Here is a 21,760-nt window from a genome sequence, read left to right on the forward strand (position 1 = left end):
GTTGCGCGCCTCAATTCGGTCGGACACAGCCCTATTCCTTCGTCCCTTCGGCCTTGTCGCCGTAAAACACCAGCGGGCGTTCATCGTCGGTCAGAACGGTGACGCTGCGCGCATCATCGTCGTCATGCAGATCGCGCCCGCCAAGCTGGAAGTTGCGCAGCACGCCGCCAAAGGCGCGTTCGAGATTGTGTTGCGTGAACACTTCGGATGTCGGACCTGCAGCCAGCACGGTGCGGTTGATCAGCACGACCCGGTCGCAGAAATCCGGCACGCTGCCGAGGTTGTGCGTGGAGACGAGGATCAGGTGACCGGAATCGCGCAATTCGCGCAGGAGACCGATGATCGATGTCTCGGTCTTCACGTCGACGCCGGTGAAGGGCTCGTCGAGGAGAATGATCTTTCCTTCCTGCGCAAGCGAGCGGGCGAGGAAGACGCGCTTTTTCTGTCCGCCTGACAATTCGCCGATCTGGCGGTGCCGATAGGCGCTCATGCCGACGCGCTCCAGAGCCTGATCGACCTTGTAACGGTCGGCGCGCGAGGGCATGCGCAGGAAATTCATGTGGCCGTAGCGGCCCATCATCACCACGGTCTCGACCAGCACCGGGAAATTCCAGTCGACGTCCTCGCTTTGCGGGACATAGGCAACGATGTTCTTCCTGATCGCCTCGTCGACCGGCAGGCCGCACAGCCGTACCTCGCCCGCGGACGGGCGCACGAAGCCCATGATCGCCTTGAAGATGGTCGACTTGCCGCTGCCATTGACACCGACCAGTGCGCAGATGGTTCCGGGATCGAGGTCGAAGCTCGCGTCACGAACCGCAGTATAGCCGTTCGGATAGGTGACGCTCAGGTTTCGTACCGAAACGCTGGCACCCAGCGACGGATCGCCCGGGCGGACCAGGCCCTGCACCGGTGCGGTCATTGGCGCGCGCCGTTCATTTTCCGAATCCCATCATTTTCCGAAGCCCTTGGCGATGGTATCGACCGTCACGTTCAGGAGATCGAGATAGGACGGCACCGGCCCGTTCTCGGCGCTGAGCGAATCGACATAGAGCACGCCGCCATATTTTGCGCCGGTCTCGCGCGCGACCTGCTTGGCGGCGCGGTCGGAAATCGTGCTTTCGCTGAATACCACAGGAATTTTGTTCTTGCGGACGAGGTCGATCACCCGGCGGACCTGCTTGGGCGTCCCCTGTTCGTCGGCGTTGATCGGCCACAGATAGGCTTCCTTCATCTTGTAGTCGCGCGTCAGGTAGCTGAAGGCGCCTTCGCTGGTGACCAGCCAGCGCTGGTTTTCCGGGATCGCCGCGAGCCGCTTGCGCAGCGGCTCGTCCAGCGCCCTGATCTTCGCGGAATAGTCGGCGGCATTCTTGTTGTAGGCGTCGGCGTTCTTGGGATCGAACTTCACCAGCGCTTTCCGGATATTCTCGACATAGATCAGTGCGTTCGACGGTGACATCCAGGCATGCGGATTGGGCTTGCCGGTATAGGGCCCTTCGCCAATCCCCACCGGCTCGATGCCCTCGGTCACGATGACGCCCGGCACGTCCTTGATATTGTCGAAAAAGCGTTCAAACCAGCGTTCGAGATTGAAGCCATTCCACAGCACGAGATCGGCGGCCTGCGCCTTTACGATATCGAGGGGAGTCGGCTGGTAGTCGTGAATTTCCGCGCCCGGCTTGGTGATCGATTCCACGATGGCTTTGTCGCCCGCGACGTTCTGCGCGATATCCTGGATCACCGTGAAGGTTGTCACCACCCGGAACGGCTTGCCCGGCGCCTGCGCGCCCGCAGGGCCGGACAGAACCAGCGCAGCGATCAGCGCCCCGGCAAGGGCTCGAACGGAATTCATGTCGCGACTATCTCCAAAAAAGGTCTGCAATTGCGAATTATTTGCAAGATAAGCGTGTATGGGAACAGCGTCAACCCAGTTGCGAATGATTTGCAAAATGGCCGGCGGTGATGCCGAGGATCCGCTTGTCGGAAATGGCGGCGCCGGGCGCATAGGCTGGACCCGCTTTCCTCGCGCGAACCGGGGACCGGCTGCGCTCGAAACAGAGTTCAGGGCAGCGCGAAGGCGATCACCTCGTCACCGACCTTGCGGGCCAGCATCGCGTTTCCGCCGGCCGCGAATGCCACATATTGCCTGCCCTTGTACTGATAGATTGCGGGCATCGCCGCGGCCGGCGCCGCCACAAGGTGCTTCCACAAGACCTCGCCGGATTTCAGGTCGATCGCGCGGACGCGCGAATCCATCGAGGCGCCAATGAAAATCAGTCCGCTCGCGGTGATTGCGGGTGCGCCAACCGTCACCGAGCCCCAGGATTCGGGCATGTAGAAGCCCCAATGCTGCACCTGTCCGAACGGCTTGCGCCACAGCAGCGTGCCGGTGCGAAGGTCGTAGGATGACAGCGTGCCGAAGGGCGGGTTCCAGCACGGCATGCCGATCGGGTTGAGAAACGCCGTCAGTTGAACCCCGTAAGGGGTGCCGCGCATCGGGAACAGCCCGCCGGCGGTCTCCGTGCTGCTGACCAGGTTGTTGTAATCCGCGCGCCGCCACAACCGGTAGATCTGGGCAACACTTGACGCGTTCACCACGAAGGTCTGGCTGCGCGGATCCAGCGCACCGCCGCCCCATTCGACGCCGCCCATCGATCCCGGATAGACCAGCGTCCCCTGCAGGCTCGGCGGGGTGAAGCGGCCTTCGTCCCTCAGGCCTGCGGCCGTGCGGCTGCATTGGCCGAGGCCCACCCAATCGGCGAGCCTGAAGATGCCCGGCCATTTGCCGCCGGTGGTGGGCTGCGGCAGGTCCACGAACGGCTGCGTCGGCGCTGCGACTTCGCCCGGGACATTGGACTTCGGGACCGGACGTTCCTCGACCGGATAGACCGGTTCGCCGGTATGGCGGTTCAGCACATACAGAAAGCCCTGCTTCGAGGTCTGCACCAGCGCGGGGATGGTCGCGCCATCCTTGACGATATCGACCAGAACCGGCGTTGCGTTGGTGTCGTAGTCCCAGAGATCGTGGTGAACGAGCTGGCGGCTCCACACCACCTTTCCGGTTTCGACATCAAGCGCGGTCACCGATGTGGCGTAGGGAATCTCGTCCAGCCGGTTGCCGCCGAAATAATCCGGGCTCGGCGAATTGACCGGGACGTAGAGCACGTTCCGGGCCGCATCGACCGCAAGCGCGGCCGTGACATTCGCCATGCCCGTCTTGGCCGCAAGGTCTTCCGGGATTGTTTCAAACGTCCATCGCAGCGCACCGGTGCGCGCATCGAGCGCAAACAACGTTCCGGGCGAGACCTCCGCATCGGCGAGGCCATTGCCGGCCCAGCCGAGGAACAGGGTGTCCTTGAACACGGTCGGCGGCTGCACGAGAGCGAACGGCCATTTCCGGTTCATGGTGTTCCACTGACCGGTATCCAGTATGCCGCTATCGCCGAAATCGCTGCAGGGCTTTCCGGAGTCGGCGTCGACGGAATGCAGCTTGCCGTCCACGGTGCCGATATAGACGCGCTTCTGGCACGGCTCGCCAGCTGCCATCGGGTCCGCCTGCCAATATGAGACGCCGCGGTTGGTCAGATTGCGCTGCGTCGTGGCGGCACGGTCGGGCTTCGCGTCGTAGCTCCATTTCACCGTTCCGGTGTCCGGTTGAAGCGCGAGAATCCGCGAGGATGGCGTACCGAGATAGAGCGTGTCATTCGCAAAGAGCGGGGTCGTGGACCATCCGGCCACGGTGCGCCCGTGGAAGGCGGCAGCGACAGGCATGTCGCCGGTACGCATTCGCCAGGCGACGCGCAGCTTGCCGACATTGGCGGGTGTGATCTGGGTGAGCGGCGAATATTTCTGCGCGCGAAGATCGTCGGTCGCTGGCAGAGAAGTCTGGCCCAGAGCCGGTGTCACCACGGCGAAGACAATCGTAGCGAATGCGGCAGTCGGGATCGTGGGCACGTATCTCATTTCATCACCGGAATCGGTCGTCAAATCGGGCGCCGCTGGAACAGCCGCAGCACCCAGCCGAAAAGGCACAGCGCCATGGCGGCCACCAGCGTGGTACTTTCGAGCAGATAGCCCGCAAAGCCGGTACCCAGAATGCCCAGAAAGCACAGCGCCGCGAGGACGGTCCGCAATCCGTCGCCGCCCATGTCACGGCCAAGAATGAAGCCGGCGAACAGCAGCAGAAAGGTGGAGACGATTACCAGCAGGGCGCCCGGTGTGCCGGCGATGCCGCTATCGGCCGAATTGTAATTGAAGCTCGATGCGATGAGACCGACGACCGACGCGATCACGATCAGCCAGGCGCCGTAGTCGCTGCGCTTGTATTCCTCAATGGCCATCGGTCTTCCCCGAGGCAAATCTACTCTGCCGGTACCGGCATGCGCAAACGAACGCCGCTGATTTGCGAAAGGCCAAGGCGGGGCGCCGAAACCGGATTTCTATTGGAAGACCTGATAGCGGATCGACGGCGGGGGCCGCCGCTGATCCGGCGCGAGAGTCGTCGTATCCATCGCCTCCGGCAGCGCGGCCTTCGGCGCTTGGGTCACGGCCGGGCGGCGTGGTGGCGGATTGTCCAGCGCCAGCGTCGACGTGGTCCCGAACAGCGAAAAGACCAGAGCAAGCAGCCACATCGCGATCGAGATCATCGAGGTCCACATCGCGAAGGTGAGATAGGTGTCGCGCAGGACGGTCGCGCTTGCCCATTGCGCATAGGATTCCGGCGGCCGAAAATCCTTGTCGATATAGAGCCACATCTCGGTCTTGCGATAGTCCTTGGTGAGCGCCTCGCGCGCCTTCAGCACCAGAACGAATGCCATGATGGTGGTGAGAAATCCGCCGGTCTGGAACGCCATCTTGGGATTGAAGGACATCCCGGTCATCACGCAGAAAATTCCGAGCGAGGCGAAGCCGCAGGCCCGCAAGACGGTCTCGTACGCAACGCGGCGCATATGCTCCATGGTCGCCCCTTAAGGACCTTACGTCACATCTCTAGCAAGGGGCGAGTTCCACCGCCGCTCACGAACCGGTGTGTGAAGCGTGTCTGCGCCACAAAACGGGTCCTCGGTCAGGCCCACGAGGTCAGCAGGCCCAGCCCGAACATGACGGAAGCAATTCCGGCCGCGTTCTTGGCGGCCCCGAGCAGCATGGTTTCGAGCCGTTCGCAGGCCACGGCCCGCCCATCATCACCGACCGGCCGCTGCTCCGGCTCCATGACCTGCCACGGCTCGGTCGACACCACCCGGTCCTCGGACAGCATTAGGGCCCGGAACAGCATGACGCCCGCAAAAAACATCGCCACGGAGGCCCCGAGGACGAGAGCAAGCGGGGGATTGAAGCTGTACGCGATCATCAGAATTCCCGCGGCGAATGCAGAAACTCCGGCATCGCGGGCAATTGTGAAGAACGCAAAGCGCGCAAATGCATCCATGGGGGTCTCCGTTAAGACGGACATCTGCCGTTTCGAACTCTCCCCTCCCGATACTCCATTTCGAAAATGCAAGCGCCGTGCCGCCTGATCCTGTCCGTCGCCAGAACGCGGCCGATATCAGGCTGGTTCCGGAAAGCGGCAGGAAAACGTCATGGATCCCGGCCGGCGACCGCGCCTGACGAAAATAGCCGGTTTTGGCAGCCTAGAGGCCGATTTTTAGAAAATTCCCGATCGCCGGGATGGTCAGGATGGCGGTGCCGGCGAGCCAGATCCAGAGCGAGGTCACGGTCGAATCGTCCTCGGCTCCGATATAGCGCTCGTACAGGGCCGCCGGGATGCCGCCCAGGATCACGGTCGCGGTCGACAGCATCAGCGAGGCGAAATAGGCGATCGCCGCGGTCGAGCCGAACAGCGGCTCCGACATCAGGTAGGCCGATATCTGGAAAACGAAGAAGAAGAACGGATTGAAGATGCCGTTGATCATGCCGAAGAAGGCGATGCCGATATAATAGAAACTGCGTTCGTTCATGCGCCGCCCACCTTCAACATTCCGGTGGCGAAGAAGACGATGAACAGCAACAGGCGAAGCCAGAACATCCAGACGAATCCGAACAGCCACAGCACGACGGGCGCCGTGGCCTTCGGCGTCACGACGGCAATGACCTTCAGGAAGGGATCGGTGATCGCGCAGAAGGCGCGCCAGATGTAGTTTTTCGAATCGGAATCGACGAACAGCCCGAGCACCGCGCGGCCGAGCATGGTGTACATGACGACTGCCAGAACGAAATTCGGCAGGCTGATGTACCAGACGCTCCAGAAGGAAGATTGCACGCACGGTCTCCGGCCGGTCCGGTGATTTAGCGCAAAGCCCTCGGCGGGTCTCGCAAAAAAGCGGGGCCCGGATGACCGGGCCCCGCCGTGTTTGACGCCTTCTTGAAGAGGCTCAGTCCTTCTCTTGCAGCACCGTGCGACCGCGCGGCTTGCGGATTTCGTCCACGAAGGCCTGCAGTTCCTTCGACGGCTCCTTGGTCATCAGGCTCACCACATAGATCAGCGCAAAGCCGACCGGCATCCCGATCAGGCCCGCTGCGATGTTGGTGATCCCGAACCAGCCGACCTTGCTGGCCAGCGGATGCGCCAGGGTAACCCAGGTGTCCATCGCATTCGGAGCCGCCATCGCCTTGGCCATGTCCGCAATCAGCGGAGCACCGGCCGGGTTGGTCAGGGACGACATCCCGAAATACGCCACGCCATAGCCCGGGAAGTAGCGGGTGCAGACGAGGTAGAAGATGGCGATGCCGAAGCCGCCGATGATGCCGGCAATGGCGCCCGCAGTCGTGGCCCGTTTCCACCAGATGCCCATGATGAGCGCCGGGAAGTTGCCGGCCATCGCCAGCGAGAACGCCCAGCCCACCATCGCCAGGATGTCGCCTGGTCTGGTGGACGCTGTTGCCGCGGCCGCGACGGCCACGATCAGCAGCAGGATGCGGGCGACCATCAGCCGCTTCACCGTCGGCGCGTTCGGATCGATCATCTTGTAGTAGATGTCGTGCGACAGCGCGTTGGCGATGGCGAGCAGAAGTCCGTCCGCGGTCGAGAGCGCGGCGGCGAGACCGCCGGCGGCGACCAGGCCGGAGATCACGTACGGCAGACCCGCGATTTCCGGAGTCGACAGCACGATCACGTCGGTATTGATCACGAAGTCCTGCAGGCGAACGACTTCGGTGCCGGCAGCCTTACACGCATCGATCACGGCCTGCAGGCTGGCGGCGTTCTTGCCGCAGACCTGGATCAGGCCGAGTTCGCCCCATGTGAACATCCAGGGCCGGATGTCCGCCACGTTGCGCCCGATGATGTTGGTATAGACCTCCAGCTTCGAGAACGCCGCATAGGCCGGCGCCGAGAAGTACAGGAGGAAGATGAAGAACAGCGACCACGCCACCGACTGGCGGGCTTCACGCACCGAAGGAGTGGTGAAGTAGCGCATCAGGATGTGCGGCAGAGACGCCGTGCCCACCATCATGCAAAGGATGATGGCGAAGAAGTTGAGCGGCGTGTAGGTGGTCCAGGGCTGGATATGCGGCTTGAGATTGGCCGCGGTCGCCAGGCCGTCCTTCAACATCTGTCCCTCGCGGGCCGTGATGTCCGCGATGGCCTGACCGTAGGTCAGTTCCGGGATCGGAATGCCGTACTTCTTGGTGGACAGGATGATGATCGGAGTGAGGTAAGCGACGATCAGCACGATGTACTGGGCGATCTGCGTCCAGGTCACCGCGCGCATGCCGCCCAGCATCGAGCACAGCAGGATGCCGACCAGGCCGACGAACACCGCAACCTCGAACGGCATGCCCAGGAAGCGGGAGGCGATGATGCCGGTGCCGAAAATCTGCGCCGTCACATAGGTGAAGGAGCAGCAGACCAGCACGATCACCGCGAGGAAGCGGGCGAAGTTGCCGCCGAACCGGAACGACATGAAGTCCGGAACCGTATAGGCGCCGAACTTGCGCAGATACGGGCCGACCAGCACCGAGACGAGCACATAGCCGCCGGTCCAGCCAAGTACCCAGGCCAGGCCGTCATAGCCGAGCAGGAACAGCGTGCCGGCCATGCCGACGAACGAGGCCGCCGACATCCAGTCCGCGCCGGTCGCCATGCCGTTATAGAAGGCCGGGACGCGCCGGCCCGCGACGTAATATTCGGAGACCTGCGCCGTGCGCGAGAGCACGCCGATGATCGCGTAGACCGCGATGGTGAAGAACACGAACAGATAGCCGAGGATCTTGTTGGGAACGCCGACCTGTTCGAGAATCGCGAGGAACACCACGAAGGCGAGGAAGCCGCCCGCATAGAGCCCGTAAATCTTGCCGAGATTTTTGATGAAGTCGTCGGCGCCTGACGTTTGAGCAGGAGTAGCCATTGTTGTTTTCTCCCTCAGTCGTCTTCAGCCACGCCGAATTCGCGGTCGATGTTGTCCTGCTGCTTCGCAAACACGAAGAGCTGGACCACGAACGCGATCAGCGAGCCTTGCGCGGCCATGTAGAAGCCGAGCGGAAAACCGGCGATGACGATCTTGTTCAACTGCGGCGCGAAGAAGTGGATAAAGAAGCCGAAGAAGAACCAGATCCCCAGATGGATCCACATCAGGTTGGTCGTCTTTTTCCAATGAGCCTCGTCATTGGCAGACGTGGTGGAATTTGTTGTCTGCTGTGACATGGGTCGGATGCCCTCCCTCTTGAGTAGCCGGACGCGCGCGCACCCGGCGTGTATGTGCGGGGAGAGCCGGTAAACCCCGGCGGCGTGCGGCCCCTCCCCATTGCCGCTGTCTGTGACGCGATCTTGTCGCCGCGCTTGCAGAACGTAACGAAAAATTAACATCGACCGGCTTGCGGGCCTTATAAGACTTTCGGCCAAAATTGGGCTTTTGCCCCTTGGACTTGCTAGTCTTTGGTCGCACACCCTGTTTCGCAAATGCGAGATGATGACTGCAATGCAGCGAAGATCGTGCGATCGAGGTGAGTGAATGGGGCTCTTTGATTTCTTGCGGCGTCGCAAACCGGCGATCCGCACGCCGCAGGAGCTCGCCGACTTTATCGACGAGCAGGCGGCGTTTCTCGTGCAGAAGGGCATCTTCGACTACACACGCGCCCGGTCCGGACATTTCTCGAAAGTCATGCTGGCCGATCCCGGATTCCAGGCCTCGCTCAACCGCTCCCGCTGGCGGGCATTTCCGCTCGGCCTTGCCATGGTCGGCGAGACGGTCGAGACCGTGCTGGCGCCACAGGCCCCCGGCGACCGCCGCGGCGAGCTCGATCCGCTGATCCGGCTGATCCTGTCCGTCCACGATCGCTATCCGCGTCCCCCCGAACTCACCGACGAGGAATGGACCGCCGGACGGGCCGATCTCGTCCTGCATCTGGAGCGGCTTTCGACGCATCCGCCCAAGCGCATCATCGATATTCCGGTGCCCTTCGCCGAGCGCTATTTTTCGCTGATGCCCTTCGACAAGCCGTTCCTCACCCCGGATGCTCCAACCGCGCGCAGTTTCATGCAGCTCCACCTCATCAAGGTCCAGGAGGAGCTTCTGAACCGCATGGACGCCGGCGAAATGGTGACGCAATTGCAGAGCGCGATATAGTTCCGCACCAGCACCGGACATTTGCATGGCCGCCGTTACCAACGCCACGCCGCTGATCTCGCTCGACGCGGTGGTCATCGATACCGAGACGACCGGTCTCGATCCGCGCAAGGCGCGGGTGATCGAGGCGGCGGCGGTACGCATCGTCGCCGGGCAGATCGCCGAAAAGCGTGCGTTTCAGAGCTACGTCAATCCGCGCGAACCCATTCCGGCCTTCTCCACCGCGGTGCATGGCATCGACAACGAAAAGGTCGCGACGGCGCCTGCGTTCGGCTCGATGTGGCCGGCTTTTCGGGACTATATCGGGAGTGCCGTCGTGATCGGCCACACGCTTGGTTTCGATCTTGCGATCCTGCAGCAGGAATGCCGGCGGGCGGGCGTTTCCTGGGAGGCGCCGCGTGCGCTCGACACCCAGCATCTCGCCCAGCTCGTCGATCCGCGACGCGCCGGCAATTCGCTGGAGGAACTCGCCGCCTGGCTTGGCGTGACCGTCGGCAAACGCCATTCCGCGCTTGGCGATGCGATCACCACGGCGGAAGTGTTTCGCGCACTGCTGCCGAAACTGCGCGACAGCGGAATCCGCACTTATGCGGAAGCAGCACAGGCCTGCCGCACATTGACCAACGCGCTCGACCGTCAATTTCGTGCGGGCTGGGTTACGCCCGATGCAATCGTCGATCGCGACAGCGCAGCGCGGATGCTCGACCGGATCGACAGCTACCCGTATCGTCATCGCATTCGCGATGTGATGTCGACGCCACCGAAGGTCATTGCTTCGGACCGCACGCTGGGCGAGGCCTTGAGCGAACTGATCCGAGGCCGCATCTCCTCGCTCTACGTAGCGCCGCCTGGCGTCGCGCGCGAGCGGCTTCCCGCCTTCGCCGCGGGCATCATCACCGAACGCGATATCTTGCGGGCGCTGGCGATCGAGGGCGAGGGCGCGCTCAAGCTCGGGATCGAGCAATTCATGAGCCGGCCGTTGCGGACGATTGCGTCGGACGCCTTTGTCTATCGTGCGATCGGCCGCATGAGCCGGCTCAAGATCCGACACCTCGGCGTCATCGACGAAAGCGGGTTCCTGACCGGGGCCGTGTCGGCACGCGATCTGCTGCGGCTGCGTGCGGAGGAGGCAGTCTCGCTTGGCGACGAGATCGACGAGGCCGACACCGTGCCTGCGCTCGGCGCCGCCTGGGCAAAGTTGCCGCATGTGTCGGCTTCGCTGCTGACCGAAGGCCTGTCCGCACGCGATGTCGCAGCGATCATTTCGCGCGAACTCGGCGCGCTGACCCGTCAGGCCGCGGTGATCGCCGAACGGCGCATGGTGGAAGCGGGCGACGGCGATCCGCCGTGTCCTTACGTCGTCACCGTGCTCGGCTCGGCCGGTCGCGGCGAGAGCCTGCTGGCGATGGATCAGGACAACGCGATCGTGTTTGCGGACGGGGAGCCAGACGGCGCCGAGGACAAATGGTTCGCGCGCCTTGGCAAGCACGTCGCCGACATTTTGGACGAAGTCGGCGTGCCCTATTGCAAGGGCGGCGTGATGGCCAGCAATGCGCAATGGCGCGGGTCGGTTGCGACCTGGCAATCGCGGATCGCGGAATGGATCACGCGCTCTCGGCCGCAAGACCTTCTTTCGGTAGACATCTTCTTCGACATGCGCGGCGTGTACGGCCAGCTCGGGCTTGCCGATGCGCTGTGGCGGGCCGCATTCGATGCGGCAAAGGGACAGAGCGGCTTTGCCAAGCTGCTCGCCGACGCGGCCGGGCAGGTGGAGCGCGGGCTGGGGCTATTCGGCCGCATTCGTACGAAGAAGGGGCGGATCGACCTGAAGCGGGCGGGATTGTTCGGAATCGTGTCGACGGCGCGTGTGCTGGCCATCCAGCATCATGTGCTCGAGCGCGCGACGCCGGCTCGCCTTGCCGGCGTGCGTGCGCTCGACATCGGCGGTGACGCCGATATCGATGCGCTGATCGAGGCGCAGGCGACGTTCCTCGAACTGATCCTGTCGCAGCAGCTCGATGACATCGAGCAGGGTCGTCCCGCGACCAATACCGTCGCAGTCAAGGCGCTGACGGGCCGCGAGCGGGAGCGGCTGCAATCGGCGCTGCAGGCGGTCCGTCATCTGGACGCGCTCACGCGCGAATTGCTGTTCCGGCACTGACTTGCCGGTCTGCGCTAGACCTTGAAGCGCGGATCGAGGAAATCCCGCAGCGAATCACCGAACAGGTTGAAGGCGAACACCGCAAGCGAGATCGCAGCGCCGGGGAACAGGATCATCCACGGCGCCTCCCGATAGAAATCGGCGGCATTGCCCGACAGCATCAGCCCCCAGGCGGCGGTCGGCTCGGCCACGCCGAGCCCGAGGAACGAGAGCGAGGCTTCGGCAAGGATCGCTTGCGCGATGAAGGCGGTCAGCATGATGAGGTAGGGCGCGACCACGTTCGGCGCCATGTGCCGGAAGATGATGCGTCCGTTCGAATAGCCCGCCGCGCGCGCGGCATCGACATAGGGCATGACCCGCACCGAAAGCGCGGCGGCGCGCACGACGCGTGCCACCCGCGGGATGATCGGGATCGCAATCGCGAAGATCAGGTTGACGTCGACCCCGCCGATCACGAAGCGGCGCAACGCCGCGACCACGACCAGCGCCAGTACGATCAGCGGAAAGGCCAGCAGGATGTCCATCACGCGCTGGATGATGTTGTCGATGCGCCCGCCGAAATAGGCTGACGCCACACCGAGAACGGCGCCGATGGTCGAGCCGACGAAGGACGAGGTGAAGCCGATGACAAGCGCCGTGCGCGAGCCGTAGATCAGGCGCGAGCAGATATCGCGGCCATAGGCGTCGGTGCCGCACCAATGCTCCCAGGACGGCGCCGCCAGAATCGACGCGAAGTCGATCGCCAGTGGATCGTAGGGCGCCACCAGCGGCGAGAAAATGCCGGCGAACATCATGACGACGATGATGACGAAACTGACCGCGCCGAGCGGCTGCTGGACCACGAATTCGGCGATCGCGCCGCGTGGCTTTCGAGCTGCCGGCTGGGTATCGAGTGTGACGACGGCCATGGTCTTTATCCGTAGCGGATGCGCGGGTCGAACACCGCATAGAGCAGGTCGACGATCAGGTTCACGAACACGTAGAATGCGGCGATCAGCATCACCATGCCCTGGATCAGCATGAAATCGTTGCGCGCTACGCTCTGCACGAACAACTGGCCGATGCCGTTGAGATTGAACACCTGCTCGGTGACCACGAGGCCGCCGATCAGGAAGGTGAATTCCAGCCCGATGACGGTAATGGCGGGCAGCAGCGCATTGCGCAGCGCATGCCGCGAGATCACCAGCTTCTCGTAAACGCCCTTGGCGCGCGCCGTGCGGATATAGTCCTCGTTCAGGACTTCGAGCAGCGACGAACGGATCATCCGCGCCACCACGGCGCAATAGCGGTAGCCGACCGCCATCGCCGGCCAGATCAGCTGTGTGAAATTGGCCCAGGGGTCGACATAGAACGGCGTGAAGGTGATCGGCGGCAGCCAGTTGAAGAAGGCCAGCAGGCTCAGCATGATCAGCATGCCGAACCAGAACGACGGAATTGACAGGCCGCCGATCGTGAGAATTCTGACCGTGTAGTCGACCCATGTGTCGCGGAACAACGCCGCCAGGGTGCCCATCGGTATGGCAAGCAGGACCGCGATGATGGTCGCCATCAGCGCCACCTGAAGCGACAGTTCGAGGCGAAGCGATATCTCCTCCATCACCGGCCGCTCGGTCCACATCGAGATGCCGAGGTCGCCCTTCGCCATATTGACCATCCACTCGCCGAACTGGGTGAGCAATGGCCGGTCGAGCCCGAGACGCTTGCGCTCCGCCTCCACCACTTCCTGCGTGACGTTGCCGCCATCGCCGCGAAGCTTCACCTCCACGATGTCGCCCGGCACCACCCGCAACATGAAGAACACGAGCACCGCGACCCCGATCAGGGTCGGGATCATCATCAGCACGCGGTTGACGGTGTAGCGGAGCATCGGTCGAATTTTCCGTGTCGGGTGGCGAGCGCGCGGCGTGAGCGGGTGAGGGGTTGCGAACACGAAAGAACCCCTCACCCGGCTCCTCGCTTGGCTCGGAACCACCCTCTCCCGCAAGGGAGAGGGTGTCCGAGCCGCAAGGGTCTAGGTATCCAGCCACACGCCTTCGAGTTGGGCGCCGAGATTGTGGCTGGGCGACATCTGCCACCCCATCAGGTTCTTGTGCGTCAGCACGATCCGATGCCACCAGAACAGCGGCTGCTGGTAGGCCTGCTCGAACAGCCGCTTCTCCAGCGCCTGAATGTGGGCCTTGCGCTTTTGCGGGTCGCGCTCGCGCAATTGCATCTCGTAGAGCTTGTCGATCTCCGGATCGTTGGAGCGCGACATGTTGAGCGGGTTCTTGTCGCGGGACAGGAACTTGGTCATCGACAGCGTCGGATCGTCGTTGAAGAGGTTGGAGAAGTCGACCGCCACCTCGTAGTTTCCGCTGTTCATCGCCGCGATATACGGCGCGGTGTCGGACTGCTTGTGTTCGGCGGTGACGCCGATCTGCCGCCACTGATCGACCAGGAAAATGCCGGCCGGGGTGTAGGGCATCGCGAGGTTGCGGTTCCAGAGCACGAATTTGAGGTTTTCCTGGCCCGCCTCCTTGAGCAGTTTGCGCGCTTCTTCGCGGGACTTGTTGATGTCCTTGGAGAAGCCCGGCAGTTTCACCAGTTCAGCCTCCGGTGTCGCCATCGGGGAGCCGGGCCGGACCACGCCGCCGACCGAGCGCAGCGTGGAAATCCGCGACAATCCTTTGCTGCCGCCCCAGCGGTCGATTGCCATCAGCAAGGCGCGGCGGACACGCACGTCGTCGAACGGCGGCTTCTCGACGTTGAACGCGACCAGCAGATTGAGCGTCCAGCTCGATTCCTCGACGCGCAGCTTGTCGCCCATGGCCGCGACCAGCCGATCGCGTTCCGCCGGCGAAACGCCGCGGAATTCACCGAGCACCTGCCCGCCTTGCAGGGCGTTGAGCATCGCCGCCGCCTGCAGCGTGAAAATGCCGCGATAGGTGTCGAGATAGGGCAGGTCTTTCTTGAAGTAGTTCTCGTTCTTCTTGCCGGAGACATGGCTGCCCTTGACGTGCTCGACAAAGGTGAAGGGCCCGGTGCCGTTGATCTTGGTACGCGGGAGCGCCGGGTTCTCGGCAAGGTCTTTGGCCGAATAAACCACGTTCCACGGGCTCGCGAAGTGATCGAGCATGGAGGAGTTGGATTCCTTCATCTTGAACACGACCGTGAGGGGATCCGGCGTTTCGATCGTGTCGATGTCGGCAAAGGTCGCACGCCGGTTCGAAACCACGCCCTTCGGCGGGTTGCGGAGGCGATCGTAGGTTGCCTTGATGTCGGCGGAGGTGAGCGTGGTGCCGTCCTGGAACTTGACGTTCGGCTTGAGCTTGAAGGTGTAGCTCATCTGGTCGGGCGCAACCTGCCAGGACTCGACAAGGTCGCCCTCGATTTCGGGGAATTTCTCGAGATTGTAGCGCAACAGCGTCGAATAGAACGGCGCCACGAGATGCAGCGTCGCATAGGTGTCGCTGGCATGCGGATCGTAATGCGGCGCTTCCGCGCTGATCGCGAAATTCAGGTTGCCGCCGCGCTTGACCTTGTCGGCCTGGGCGTAGGCGCGGGTGAAATCGAAATTCAGCCCGCCCATGCCGAGCGCGAGTGCGCCGGCGGTCCCTTTCAATGCAGCACGTCTCGAGATTTTCATCCTTTTTCCTCCCTTGCGTCGGCATTCTTGCCGTTCGTCACGTGTCGTCCCACTTGTCGTCAGCGTCGTTCTGTTCGCGGTCTCCGTTGCCGTCACACCTTGATGCAGGCCGCGAAATGGCCGGGCCGCTTTTCCTCGAGCGGCGGCACCACCTGCCGGCATTCGTCGCTTGCCATCGGGCAGCGGGTATTGAACACGCAACCCGAGGGCGGCGACAAGTGTGACGGCAATTCGCCCTTGATCAGCCGTGGTTCCCGGCCCTTCTCTACCGTGGGGTCGGGAATCGGCGCCGCATCCAGCAGCACCCTGGTGTAGGGATGCAGCGGCTCGCGATAGATCGTGTCACGGTCGGCGACCTCCATGACGCGGCCGAAATACATCACCACCACCCGCATCGAAATGTGCCGGACCACCGCGAGATCGTGGGCGATGAAGAGATAGGCCAGACCGAGCCGGCTCTGCAGCTCTTCGAGCAGATTGATGATCTGCCCCTGAATCGACACGTCGAGTGCCGAGACCGCCTCGTCGCAGACGATGAAGGACGGCTCCATGGCAAGCGCGCGTGCAATGCCGACGCGCTGCCGCTGCCCGCCGGACAATTGATGCGGATAGCGCGCCGACATTTCCGGTCGCAGGCCGACCTGTTCCAGCAACTGCGCGATGCGCGACTGCTCTTCTTTGCGGTCCGGCACAAGCTTGTAGACGTGCAGAGGCTCGCCGATGATCTGGCCGACTGTCATGCGCGGGTTTAGCGACGAATAGGGGTCCTGGAAGATGACCTGGATTTTGCGGCGCACCGCCTTCATGTCGGCCGCGCTTGCGGCCGACAGGTCCAATCCCTCGAACCGCAACTCGCCGCTGGTCTTGTCTTCGAGCCGCAGGATCAGCCGCCCGACGGTGGTCTTGCCGCAGCCGGATTCGCCGACCAGCCCCAGCGTCTCGCCCGGATAGATATCGAACGAGACATCCTGCACCGCGCGAACCGTACCGCTCGCGCCGCGAAATCCGCCTCGCACTTCGAAATGCTTCGTAAGGTTGCGAACCGAGAGCAGCGGCTGGCCGGACTTGGCTTCGGTCGCCTGCGTGCCGGCGGTCGCCGCCGACCAGTTTAGTCTCCCTTCGGCGATCTCCGCGATGCGGTGACAGCGCGACAACCCGCCGGTATCGGTGCGCAGGAGTTCGGGTTCGGTTTCGCAGATATCGATCCGGAACGGACAACGGGGCGCGAAACGGCATCCGGGCGGCGGAGCGGCGGCGTTCGGGGGCAGCCCTTCGATGGTTTCGAGCTTGGCGCCGCGTGGCCGGTCGAGCCGCGGCACCGAGCGCAGCAGCCCCATCGAATAGGGATGACGCGGGCGGTGGAACACGTCGTCGGCGTCGCCTTCCTCGACCAGGCGCGAGGCATACATCACGATGACTCGGTCGGCATAGCGCGCCACCACACCGAGATTGTGGGTGATGACGATCAGCGCGATGTTCAGCTTGCGCGACAGATCCTTCATCAGTTCGAGAATCTGCGCCTGGATCGTCACGTCGAGGGCGGTCGTGGGCTCGTCGGCGATGATCAGCTTCGGATTACAGGCAAGCCCGATCGCGATCATGACGCGCTGGCGCATGCCGCCGGAGAATTGATGCGGATATTGTTCGAGTCGCCGCTCCGGATCGGGAATGCCGACCAGCCCCAGCAGCTCAGCTGCGCGTGCGCGCGCCTCGCTTGCGCTCATTCCGAGATGGATGCGCAACGGCTCGGTGATCTGCAACCCGATGGTCAGGATCGGATTGAGCGAGGTCATCGGCTCCTGGAAGATCATCGAGATGTCGCGGCCGCGGATTTCGCGCATCTCCTCCTCGGAGAGGTCGAGCAGGTTGCGGCCCTCGAACGTCACGCGCCCTTTCGGGATGCGCCCCGTCAATCTCGGCAGAAGCCGCATGATCGACAGCGCGGAGACCGACTTGCCCGACCCGGACTCGCCAACGATCGCCACCACCTCGCCGGGGTCGATGTGAAACGACAGACCTTCCACCGCCCGGACGATGCCGCGCGAGGTCAGGAACTGGACGTGGAGGTCGTCGACCTCGAGCAGGGACGATGCGGCTACGACGCCCCCCTGGTCCCGCGTTTCCACCCGCTGTTCGATGGTACCCACCGATTATTTATTATTATCCCAATAACAGCCTATAGCTGATCGAGGAATTGACGACTACCTCGAAAAGCGTCCCCGGAATCGCCGGCAATCTGCTATGAGCCGGGGCAACCTGCGGGAAATCGCCGCAGAACCTGCGGAAAATTTCGGACCTTGCGATGAACGGCGCTTTTTTCGGCGACTTGCTGCAAACCATTTCAGATCGTGGAAGAAAGCTGCTGACGCGGCGCACAAATGCTGTGACGCGTTCGGCCGATTTCGTCGTCCTTTGCGAGGATCTGCTGTCCGGACGCGGCGAGGCCTCCGGGGTCGCGTTGGCGCGGGAAATCCTCAACCGGTACGCGGCCCTGACCATCGGCCCGCGTACGGCCTTCTTCGAAGCGCTGGCGCAGCAATTCGGCCCCGACCAGGCGCGGATGGAAAAGGCCATCGCGGCCTGGCAGGCCAACCCGAACGACACCACCGCGGCCGAGGTCCACCAGGCCGCCGAGCCGCGGCGGCAGGAGCTGTTTCGCCGGCTCAACCTCGCACCGGGTGGCACCGCCGCGCTGGTCCGCATGCGCGAGCAATTGCTCGACGCGATGGCGCATCGCGGGGATCTGGCCGTGGTCGACGCCGATTTCGTGCATCTGTTTTCGTCCTGGTTCAACCGCGGCTTTCTGGTGCTGCGGGACATCGACTGGTCGACGCCGGCCAACATTCTGGAAAAGATCATCAGGCACGAGGCCGTCCACAAGATAGACAGCTGGGACGACCTGCGGCGGCGGATTGATCCGGACGATCGCTGCTGCTTTGCCTTTTTTCATCCCGCGCTCAACGACGAGCCGCTGATCTTCGTCGAGGTCGCCTTGACCGAAGGCATCCCCGGCGCGATCGAGCCGATACTCGCGGAAATCCGCGAGCCGCTCGATGCCGGCGAGGTCGATACCGCGGCTTTCTACTCGATCTCCAATTGCCAGCGCGGTCTTGCGGGCGTGTCGTTCGGCAATTTTCTGATCAAGCAGGTGGTCGAGGAGATTTCGAAAATCAATCCGCGTCTCAAGACCTTCGTGACGCTGTCGCCGGTCCCTGGCTTTGCAAGCTGGCTGAAGCGCGAGCGTCAATCCGGCTCCTCGCGCGCGCTCACGCAGGAGGACATCGACGCATTGTCTCGCCTCGATGGCGTAGACTGGTGGCGGTCGGATGAGACCCGCGAACTTGTCGAGGAGCCGTTGCGGCGGGCGGCGGCCTGGTATCTGCTGCATGCACGCAATGCCCGGGGGCTGCCGGCCGATGCCGTCGCGCGCTTCCATCTCGGCAATGGGGCTCGGCTGGAGAAAATTCATTTTCTCGCCGACAATTCCGAGAACGGTCTGAAACAGGCTTACGGCATCATGGTCAATTACCTGTACGATCTCGACGACATCGAAAAGAATCACGAGGCCTATGCGGAGAATCGCACGGTGGTGGCCGCCAATGCGGTGAAGAAGCTTGCGCGTCCGGGCCCGGCCGGCGATCTCATTCCGGTTTCAAACAAGGCCTAAGTTCATCATCATGAATCTGTTCGAAACGATCCGTTCGCGTATCGCCACGCCGGCGCGTCCTTTCATCATCAGGGGCGACGGCACGACGCTGTCTTATGGCGACATGCTCGATCGAACGGGACAGCTTGCAAATGCGCTGGTGCTGGCGGGCGTCGAGCCGGGCGACCGGGTCGCAGCCCAGGTGGAAAAGACCGTCGAGAATTTCCTGCTCTATCTTGCGACGCTTCGCGCCGGCGCGGTCTATCTGCCGCTCAACACGGCCTATACGCTCGCCGAACTGGACTATTTCATCGGAGACGCCGAGCCCAGGCTCGTGGTCTGCGATCCGGGCAAGCGCGGCGGCGTTGCAGATATCGCGAAGGCGCGCGGCGTTGCGTCGGTGGAAACGCTGGACGCGAACGGGCAGGGCAGCCTGATCGACGTCGCCATGAAAGCACCCAGGGATTTTGCCGATGTGCCGCGGGATGACGACGATCTCGCAGCGATCCTGTACACCTCCGGCACCACCGGCCGTTCCAAGGGGGCGATGCTGACGCACCGCAATCTGTCCTCCAATGCGGAGACGCTGAGGGAATACTGGCGCTTCACCGAAAACGACATCCTGCTGCACGCGTTGCCGATCTATCACACGCATGGCCTGTTCGTGGCCGGCAATACCGTGATGCTTGCGGGCGGGGCGATGATCTTCCTGCCGAAATTCGATGCCGACGAGGTGATGCGGCATCTGCCTGGGGCGACCACGATGATGGGCGTGCCGACCTTCTACACGCGGCTTCTCAGGCATCCCGGCCTCACCAGGGAGGCCTGTGCGCATATGCGGCTGTTCACATCGGGCTCCGCGCCGCTGCTGGCGGAAACGCATGACGAGTTTCGTCTGAAGACCGGTCACGCCATTCTTGAGCGCTACGGCATGACCGAGACCAACATGAACACCTCGAATCCCTATGACGGAGACCGCATCGCTGGTACCGTCGGTTTCCCGCTTCCGGGCGTGGATGTACGCATTGCAGAGCCGGAGAGCGGGGCGGTCTTGCCGCAGGGCGAGATCGGCGTGATCGAAGTGCGGGGACCGAACGTGTTTCCGGGATATTGGCGGATGCCGGAAAAAACCAGTGCGGAGTTCCGCCCCGACGGCTTCTTCATCACGGGCGATGTCGGCAAGATCGATGAGCGCGGCTATGTGCATATCGTTGGGCGTGCCAAGGACCTGATCATTACCGGCGGGTTCAACGTTTATCCGAAGGAGGTCGAGAGCGAAATCGACGCCTTGCCGGATGTGGTCGAATCAGCGGTGATCGGCTGCCCTCATCCGGATTTCGGGGAAGGTGTTACCGCCGTGGTGGTCCTGAAAAAGGACTCAATCGCCGACGAGAAGGCATTGATTGCGAATCTCGAAGGACGGCTCGCCAGGTTCAAGTTGCCCAAGCGCGTGATTTTCGTCGACGACCTGCCGCGCAACACCATGGGCAAGGTGCAGAAGAACGTCTTGCGGGAGCGCAACGCCAAACTCTACACCTGAGGAGACGAAGACTGGATGCGCCATCTGCTTCTCGGAGTAGGAATCGCAGCGTTTTCCGTCCACGGCGCGATCGCGCAGGACAAGCCCGCCAAGCCCACACCCGAGGCAATGGCGGAATACCGCAAGAACATCAAGGTCTGCAGCGAGGCGCGCGCGAAACACGAGGCGGTCGCGGTTCCGTATTGGTCGCGTGTCGGTGAAAAGCGCAAGGCCCGCTTCGCAAAACGGCGTGCCGGCGAGTCCGTAACGCTCGCCGATTACGTGCTCGAACAGCCCCCGGTCTATTCCGGGCCGCCCTGTCCGCGCGATCCGTCCGTCCGACAGGAGGATCAGCCGGAAGACAAGCTTGAATTGCCGGTGGTGGCCGACTTTCTGCATAATGCGAGAGAACATTTCGGATTTGAGCCCGAGCAGGCGAACGAGATCGACTTCAAGCAGGCCTATGTCGCAGTCGCGACTGCCGCCGGCATCACGCGCGACCAGGTGGTGCGCATCTACAGTTTCGAAACCGGCGGCAACGGCCGGTTCGACGCGCAGGCGGGGCTGATCTTTCAGCGGCCCAATGCGCGTCCGATTTCGACCGCGCTTGGCTATAACCAGCTTCTGACCGCAAACACGACGAGTCTGCTCGCCGGCAAGGGGGACCGTTTCGTGAAGGTGCTGCAGGGTCGCGCGGCCGAGTTGTCCGGAGAGCCGCGCAAGACACTGGAGCGCAAGATCGAAACGCTGAGGCGGATGGTGGCATTCAGCAGGACCGTCCCGGAGCGATGGAGCGATCACGTCAGGCTGGCGCGCACCCCAAAGGGACTGGCGCTGCACGCTCTCAACCTGGATATCGACATCGGGCCGCTGCTTCAGACCCAGAAGCTGCTGGACTCCGTTCGGTACGCGAAGATCAAGGGCATCGAGCAGCTGACCGCAGCCGAACTCGAAATGATGAATCTGACGGGCGACGGCAACGGCTTCGACATGCTGTCACTGTCGCCGGAGATGCGTGCACAGGTGCCGACGTCGAACTTCTTCCAGCGTCTCGGTTATGAGCGCAATCCGATCGCCGTCCGCACCCGAGTGGTCGAGAAACTGATCGCGGAAACCGACGCCGTCATGGACAAAAGGAGCGCGTCCGAAGGCGCCAGGGACCTTGCGCGTCTGATGGACTAGTCGGGTCGGTCGCTCCGGCGCGCGTGCGGGGGGCTCGCACGAATCATCCATGTCAGCCACCGTG

Annotated in this window: 19 protein-coding genes; 5 read left to right on the plus strand and 14 right to left on the minus strand. The window is 63.0% G+C overall.

Going from position 1 to position 21,760, the window contains the following annotated elements:
- Positions 1–31: 31 nt before the first annotated feature.
- The 10 genes from AB7F49_RS16605 to AB7F49_RS16650 form a co-directional block, all read right to left on the minus strand.
- Complete coding sequence (locus AB7F49_RS16605; RefSeq protein ID WP_428524244.1) at positions 32–922, minus strand: manganese/iron ABC transporter ATP-binding protein; 891 nt, start codon at positions 920–922, stop codon at positions 32–34.
- 30 nt (positions 923–952) lie between these two features.
- Positions 953–1,852: a metal ABC transporter substrate-binding protein gene (locus AB7F49_RS16610; protein WP_428524246.1), complete on the minus strand. Its 900-nt coding sequence runs from the start codon at positions 1,850–1,852 to the stop codon at positions 953–955.
- 209 nt (positions 1,853–2,061) lie between these two features.
- The gene (locus tag AB7F49_RS16615) at positions 2,062–3,963 is read right to left on the minus strand and encodes a PQQ-binding-like beta-propeller repeat protein (RefSeq protein ID WP_428524248.1); all 1,902 of its coding nucleotides are present in this window, start codon (positions 3,961–3,963) and stop codon (positions 2,062–2,064) included.
- A 20-nt stretch (positions 3,964–3,983) separates the two neighbouring features.
- Complete coding sequence (locus tag AB7F49_RS16620; RefSeq protein ID WP_428524250.1) at positions 3,984–4,340, minus strand: hypothetical protein; 357 nt, start codon at positions 4,338–4,340, stop codon at positions 3,984–3,986.
- 99 nt (positions 4,341–4,439) lie between these two features.
- Positions 4,440–4,949, minus strand: a complete 510-nt coding sequence (locus tag AB7F49_RS16625) for a hypothetical protein (RefSeq protein WP_428524252.1) — start codon at positions 4,947–4,949, stop codon at positions 4,440–4,442.
- A gap of 116 nt (positions 4,950–5,065) precedes the next feature.
- Positions 5,066–5,428, minus strand: coding sequence for a hypothetical protein (locus AB7F49_RS16630; RefSeq protein WP_428524254.1), 363 nt, complete (start codon positions 5,426–5,428; stop codon positions 5,066–5,068).
- A 202-nt stretch (positions 5,429–5,630) separates the two neighbouring features.
- Positions 5,631–5,957, minus strand: coding sequence for a hypothetical protein (locus AB7F49_RS16635; RefSeq protein WP_428524256.1), 327 nt, complete (start codon positions 5,955–5,957; stop codon positions 5,631–5,633).
- Entirely contained in the window at positions 5,954–6,259 is a 306-nt protein-coding gene (locus tag AB7F49_RS16640; RefSeq protein WP_428524258.1) for a hypothetical protein, read from the minus strand. The genes AB7F49_RS16635 and AB7F49_RS16640 overlap by 4 nt, the downstream gene beginning before the upstream one ends.
- A 112-nt stretch (positions 6,260–6,371) precedes the next feature.
- Positions 6,372–8,345 carry a sodium:solute symporter family protein gene (locus AB7F49_RS16645; RefSeq protein WP_428524260.1) on the minus strand — a complete coding sequence of 658 codons (1,974 nt, stop codon included), beginning with the start codon at positions 8,343–8,345 and terminating at the stop codon, positions 6,372–6,374.
- Between the two features lie 14 nt (positions 8,346–8,359).
- Positions 8,360–8,803 (minus strand): DUF4212 domain-containing protein, encoded by a 444-nt coding sequence (locus tag AB7F49_RS16650; RefSeq protein WP_428524262.1) that lies wholly within the window; start codon positions 8,801–8,803, stop codon positions 8,360–8,362.
- 145 nt (positions 8,804–8,948) lie between these two features.
- On the opposite strand from AB7F49_RS16650, the gene AB7F49_RS16655 reads away from it, so the two are divergent.
- Both AB7F49_RS16655 and AB7F49_RS16660 read left to right on the plus strand, forming a co-directional pair.
- Positions 8,949–9,563, plus strand: coding sequence for a hypothetical protein (locus AB7F49_RS16655; RefSeq protein ID WP_428524264.1), 615 nt, complete (start codon positions 8,949–8,951; stop codon positions 9,561–9,563).
- Between the two features lie 25 nt (positions 9,564–9,588).
- On the plus strand, positions 9,589–11,724 hold the full coding sequence (locus AB7F49_RS16660) for a DUF294 nucleotidyltransferase-like domain-containing protein (protein ID WP_428524266.1): 2,136 nt from the start codon (positions 9,589–9,591) through the stop codon (positions 11,722–11,724).
- A 14-nt stretch (positions 11,725–11,738) separates the two neighbouring features.
- On the opposite strand, the gene AB7F49_RS16665 is transcribed toward AB7F49_RS16660, so the two are convergent.
- The 4 genes from AB7F49_RS16665 to AB7F49_RS16680 form a co-directional block, all read right to left on the minus strand.
- The gene (locus AB7F49_RS16665) at positions 11,739–12,632 is read right to left on the minus strand and encodes an ABC transporter permease (RefSeq protein WP_428524268.1); all 894 of its coding nucleotides are present in this window, start codon (positions 12,630–12,632) and stop codon (positions 11,739–11,741) included.
- Between the two features lie 5 nt (positions 12,633–12,637).
- A complete protein-coding gene (locus tag AB7F49_RS16670) occupies positions 12,638–13,591 on the minus strand; it encodes an ABC transporter permease (protein WP_428524270.1) in 954 nt (317 codons plus the stop codon).
- 144 nt (positions 13,592–13,735) lie between these two features.
- Positions 13,736–15,349, minus strand: a complete 1,614-nt coding sequence (locus AB7F49_RS16675) for an ABC transporter substrate-binding protein (RefSeq protein ID WP_428524272.1) — start codon at positions 15,347–15,349, stop codon at positions 13,736–13,738.
- A 92-nt stretch (positions 15,350–15,441) separates the two neighbouring features.
- Positions 15,442–17,496: a dipeptide ABC transporter ATP-binding protein gene (locus AB7F49_RS16680; RefSeq protein ID WP_428524274.1), complete on the minus strand. Its 2,055-nt coding sequence runs from the start codon at positions 17,494–17,496 to the stop codon at positions 15,442–15,444.
- A 155-nt stretch (positions 17,497–17,651) separates the two neighbouring features.
- Here AB7F49_RS16680 and AB7F49_RS16685 point away from each other — a divergent pair, with 155 nt between their 5' ends.
- From AB7F49_RS16685 to AB7F49_RS16695, 3 genes are read left to right on the plus strand one after another with little or no spacing between them, the layout of a single operon-like run.
- Positions 17,652–19,016 carry a malonyl-CoA decarboxylase gene (locus AB7F49_RS16685; RefSeq protein WP_428524275.1) on the plus strand — a complete coding sequence of 455 codons (1,365 nt, stop codon included), beginning with the start codon at positions 17,652–17,654 and terminating at the stop codon, positions 19,014–19,016.
- A 4-nt stretch (positions 19,017–19,020) separates the two neighbouring features.
- Complete coding sequence (locus tag AB7F49_RS16690) at positions 19,021–20,535, plus strand: malonate--CoA ligase (RefSeq protein ID WP_428524279.1); 1,515 nt, start codon at positions 19,021–19,023, stop codon at positions 20,533–20,535.
- Between the two features lie 15 nt (positions 20,536–20,550).
- Positions 20,551–21,696: a hypothetical protein gene (locus AB7F49_RS16695; RefSeq protein ID WP_428524277.1), complete on the plus strand. Its 1,146-nt coding sequence runs from the start codon at positions 20,551–20,553 to the stop codon at positions 21,694–21,696.
- The last annotated feature ends 64 nt before the right edge of the window (positions 21,697–21,760 follow it).

It is taken from the genome of Pseudorhodoplanes sp. (assembly GCF_050250235.1).
In the GTDB taxonomy this organism is placed as follows: domain Bacteria; phylum Pseudomonadota; class Alphaproteobacteria; order Rhizobiales; family Xanthobacteraceae; genus Pseudorhodoplanes.

Coding starts and splice junctions, on each gene's coding strand:
- AB7F49_RS16605 (WP_428524244.1), bottom strand. CDS start 922: ATGACCGCACCGGTGCAGGGCCTGGTCCGCCCGGGCGATCCGTCGCTG.
- AB7F49_RS16610 (WP_428524246.1), bottom strand. CDS start 1,852: ATGAATTCCGTTCGAGCCCTTGCCGGGGCGCTGATCGCTGCGCTGGTT.
- AB7F49_RS16615 (WP_428524248.1), bottom strand. CDS start 3,963: ATGAGATACGTGCCCACGATCCCGACTGCCGCATTCGCTACGATTGTC.
- AB7F49_RS16620 (WP_428524250.1), bottom strand. CDS start 4,340: ATGGCCATTGAGGAATACAAGCGCAGCGACTACGGCGCCTGGCTGATC.
- AB7F49_RS16625 (WP_428524252.1), bottom strand. CDS start 4,949: ATGCGCCGCGTTGCGTACGAGACCGTCTTGCGGGCCTGCGGCTTCGCC.
- AB7F49_RS16630 (WP_428524254.1), bottom strand. CDS start 5,428: ATGGATGCATTTGCGCGCTTTGCGTTCTTCACAATTGCCCGCGATGCC.
- AB7F49_RS16635 (WP_428524256.1), bottom strand. CDS start 5,957: ATGAACGAACGCAGTTTCTATTATATCGGCATCGCCTTCTTCGGCATG.
- AB7F49_RS16645 (WP_428524260.1), bottom strand. CDS start 8,345: ATGGCTACTCCTGCTCAAACGTCAGGCGCCGACGACTTCATCAAAAAT.
- AB7F49_RS16650 (WP_428524262.1), bottom strand. CDS start 8,803: ATGTTAATTTTTCGTTACGTTCTGCAAGCGCGGCGACAAGATCGCGTC.
- AB7F49_RS16655 (WP_428524264.1), top strand. CDS start 8,949: ATGGGGCTCTTTGATTTCTTGCGGCGTCGCAAACCGGCGATCCGCACG.
- AB7F49_RS16660 (WP_428524266.1), top strand. CDS start 9,589: ATGGCCGCCGTTACCAACGCCACGCCGCTGATCTCGCTCGACGCGGTG.
- AB7F49_RS16665 (WP_428524268.1), bottom strand. CDS start 12,632: ATGGCCGTCGTCACACTCGATACCCAGCCGGCAGCTCGAAAGCCACGC.
- AB7F49_RS16670 (WP_428524270.1), bottom strand. CDS start 13,591: ATGCTCCGCTACACCGTCAACCGCGTGCTGATGATGATCCCGACCCTG.
- AB7F49_RS16675 (WP_428524272.1), bottom strand. CDS start 15,349: ATGAAAATCTCGAGACGTGCTGCATTGAAAGGGACCGCCGGCGCACTC.
- AB7F49_RS16685 (WP_428524275.1), top strand. CDS start 17,652: ATGAACGGCGCTTTTTTCGGCGACTTGCTGCAAACCATTTCAGATCGT.
- AB7F49_RS16695 (WP_428524277.1), top strand. CDS start 20,551: ATGCGCCATCTGCTTCTCGGAGTAGGAATCGCAGCGTTTTCCGTCCAC.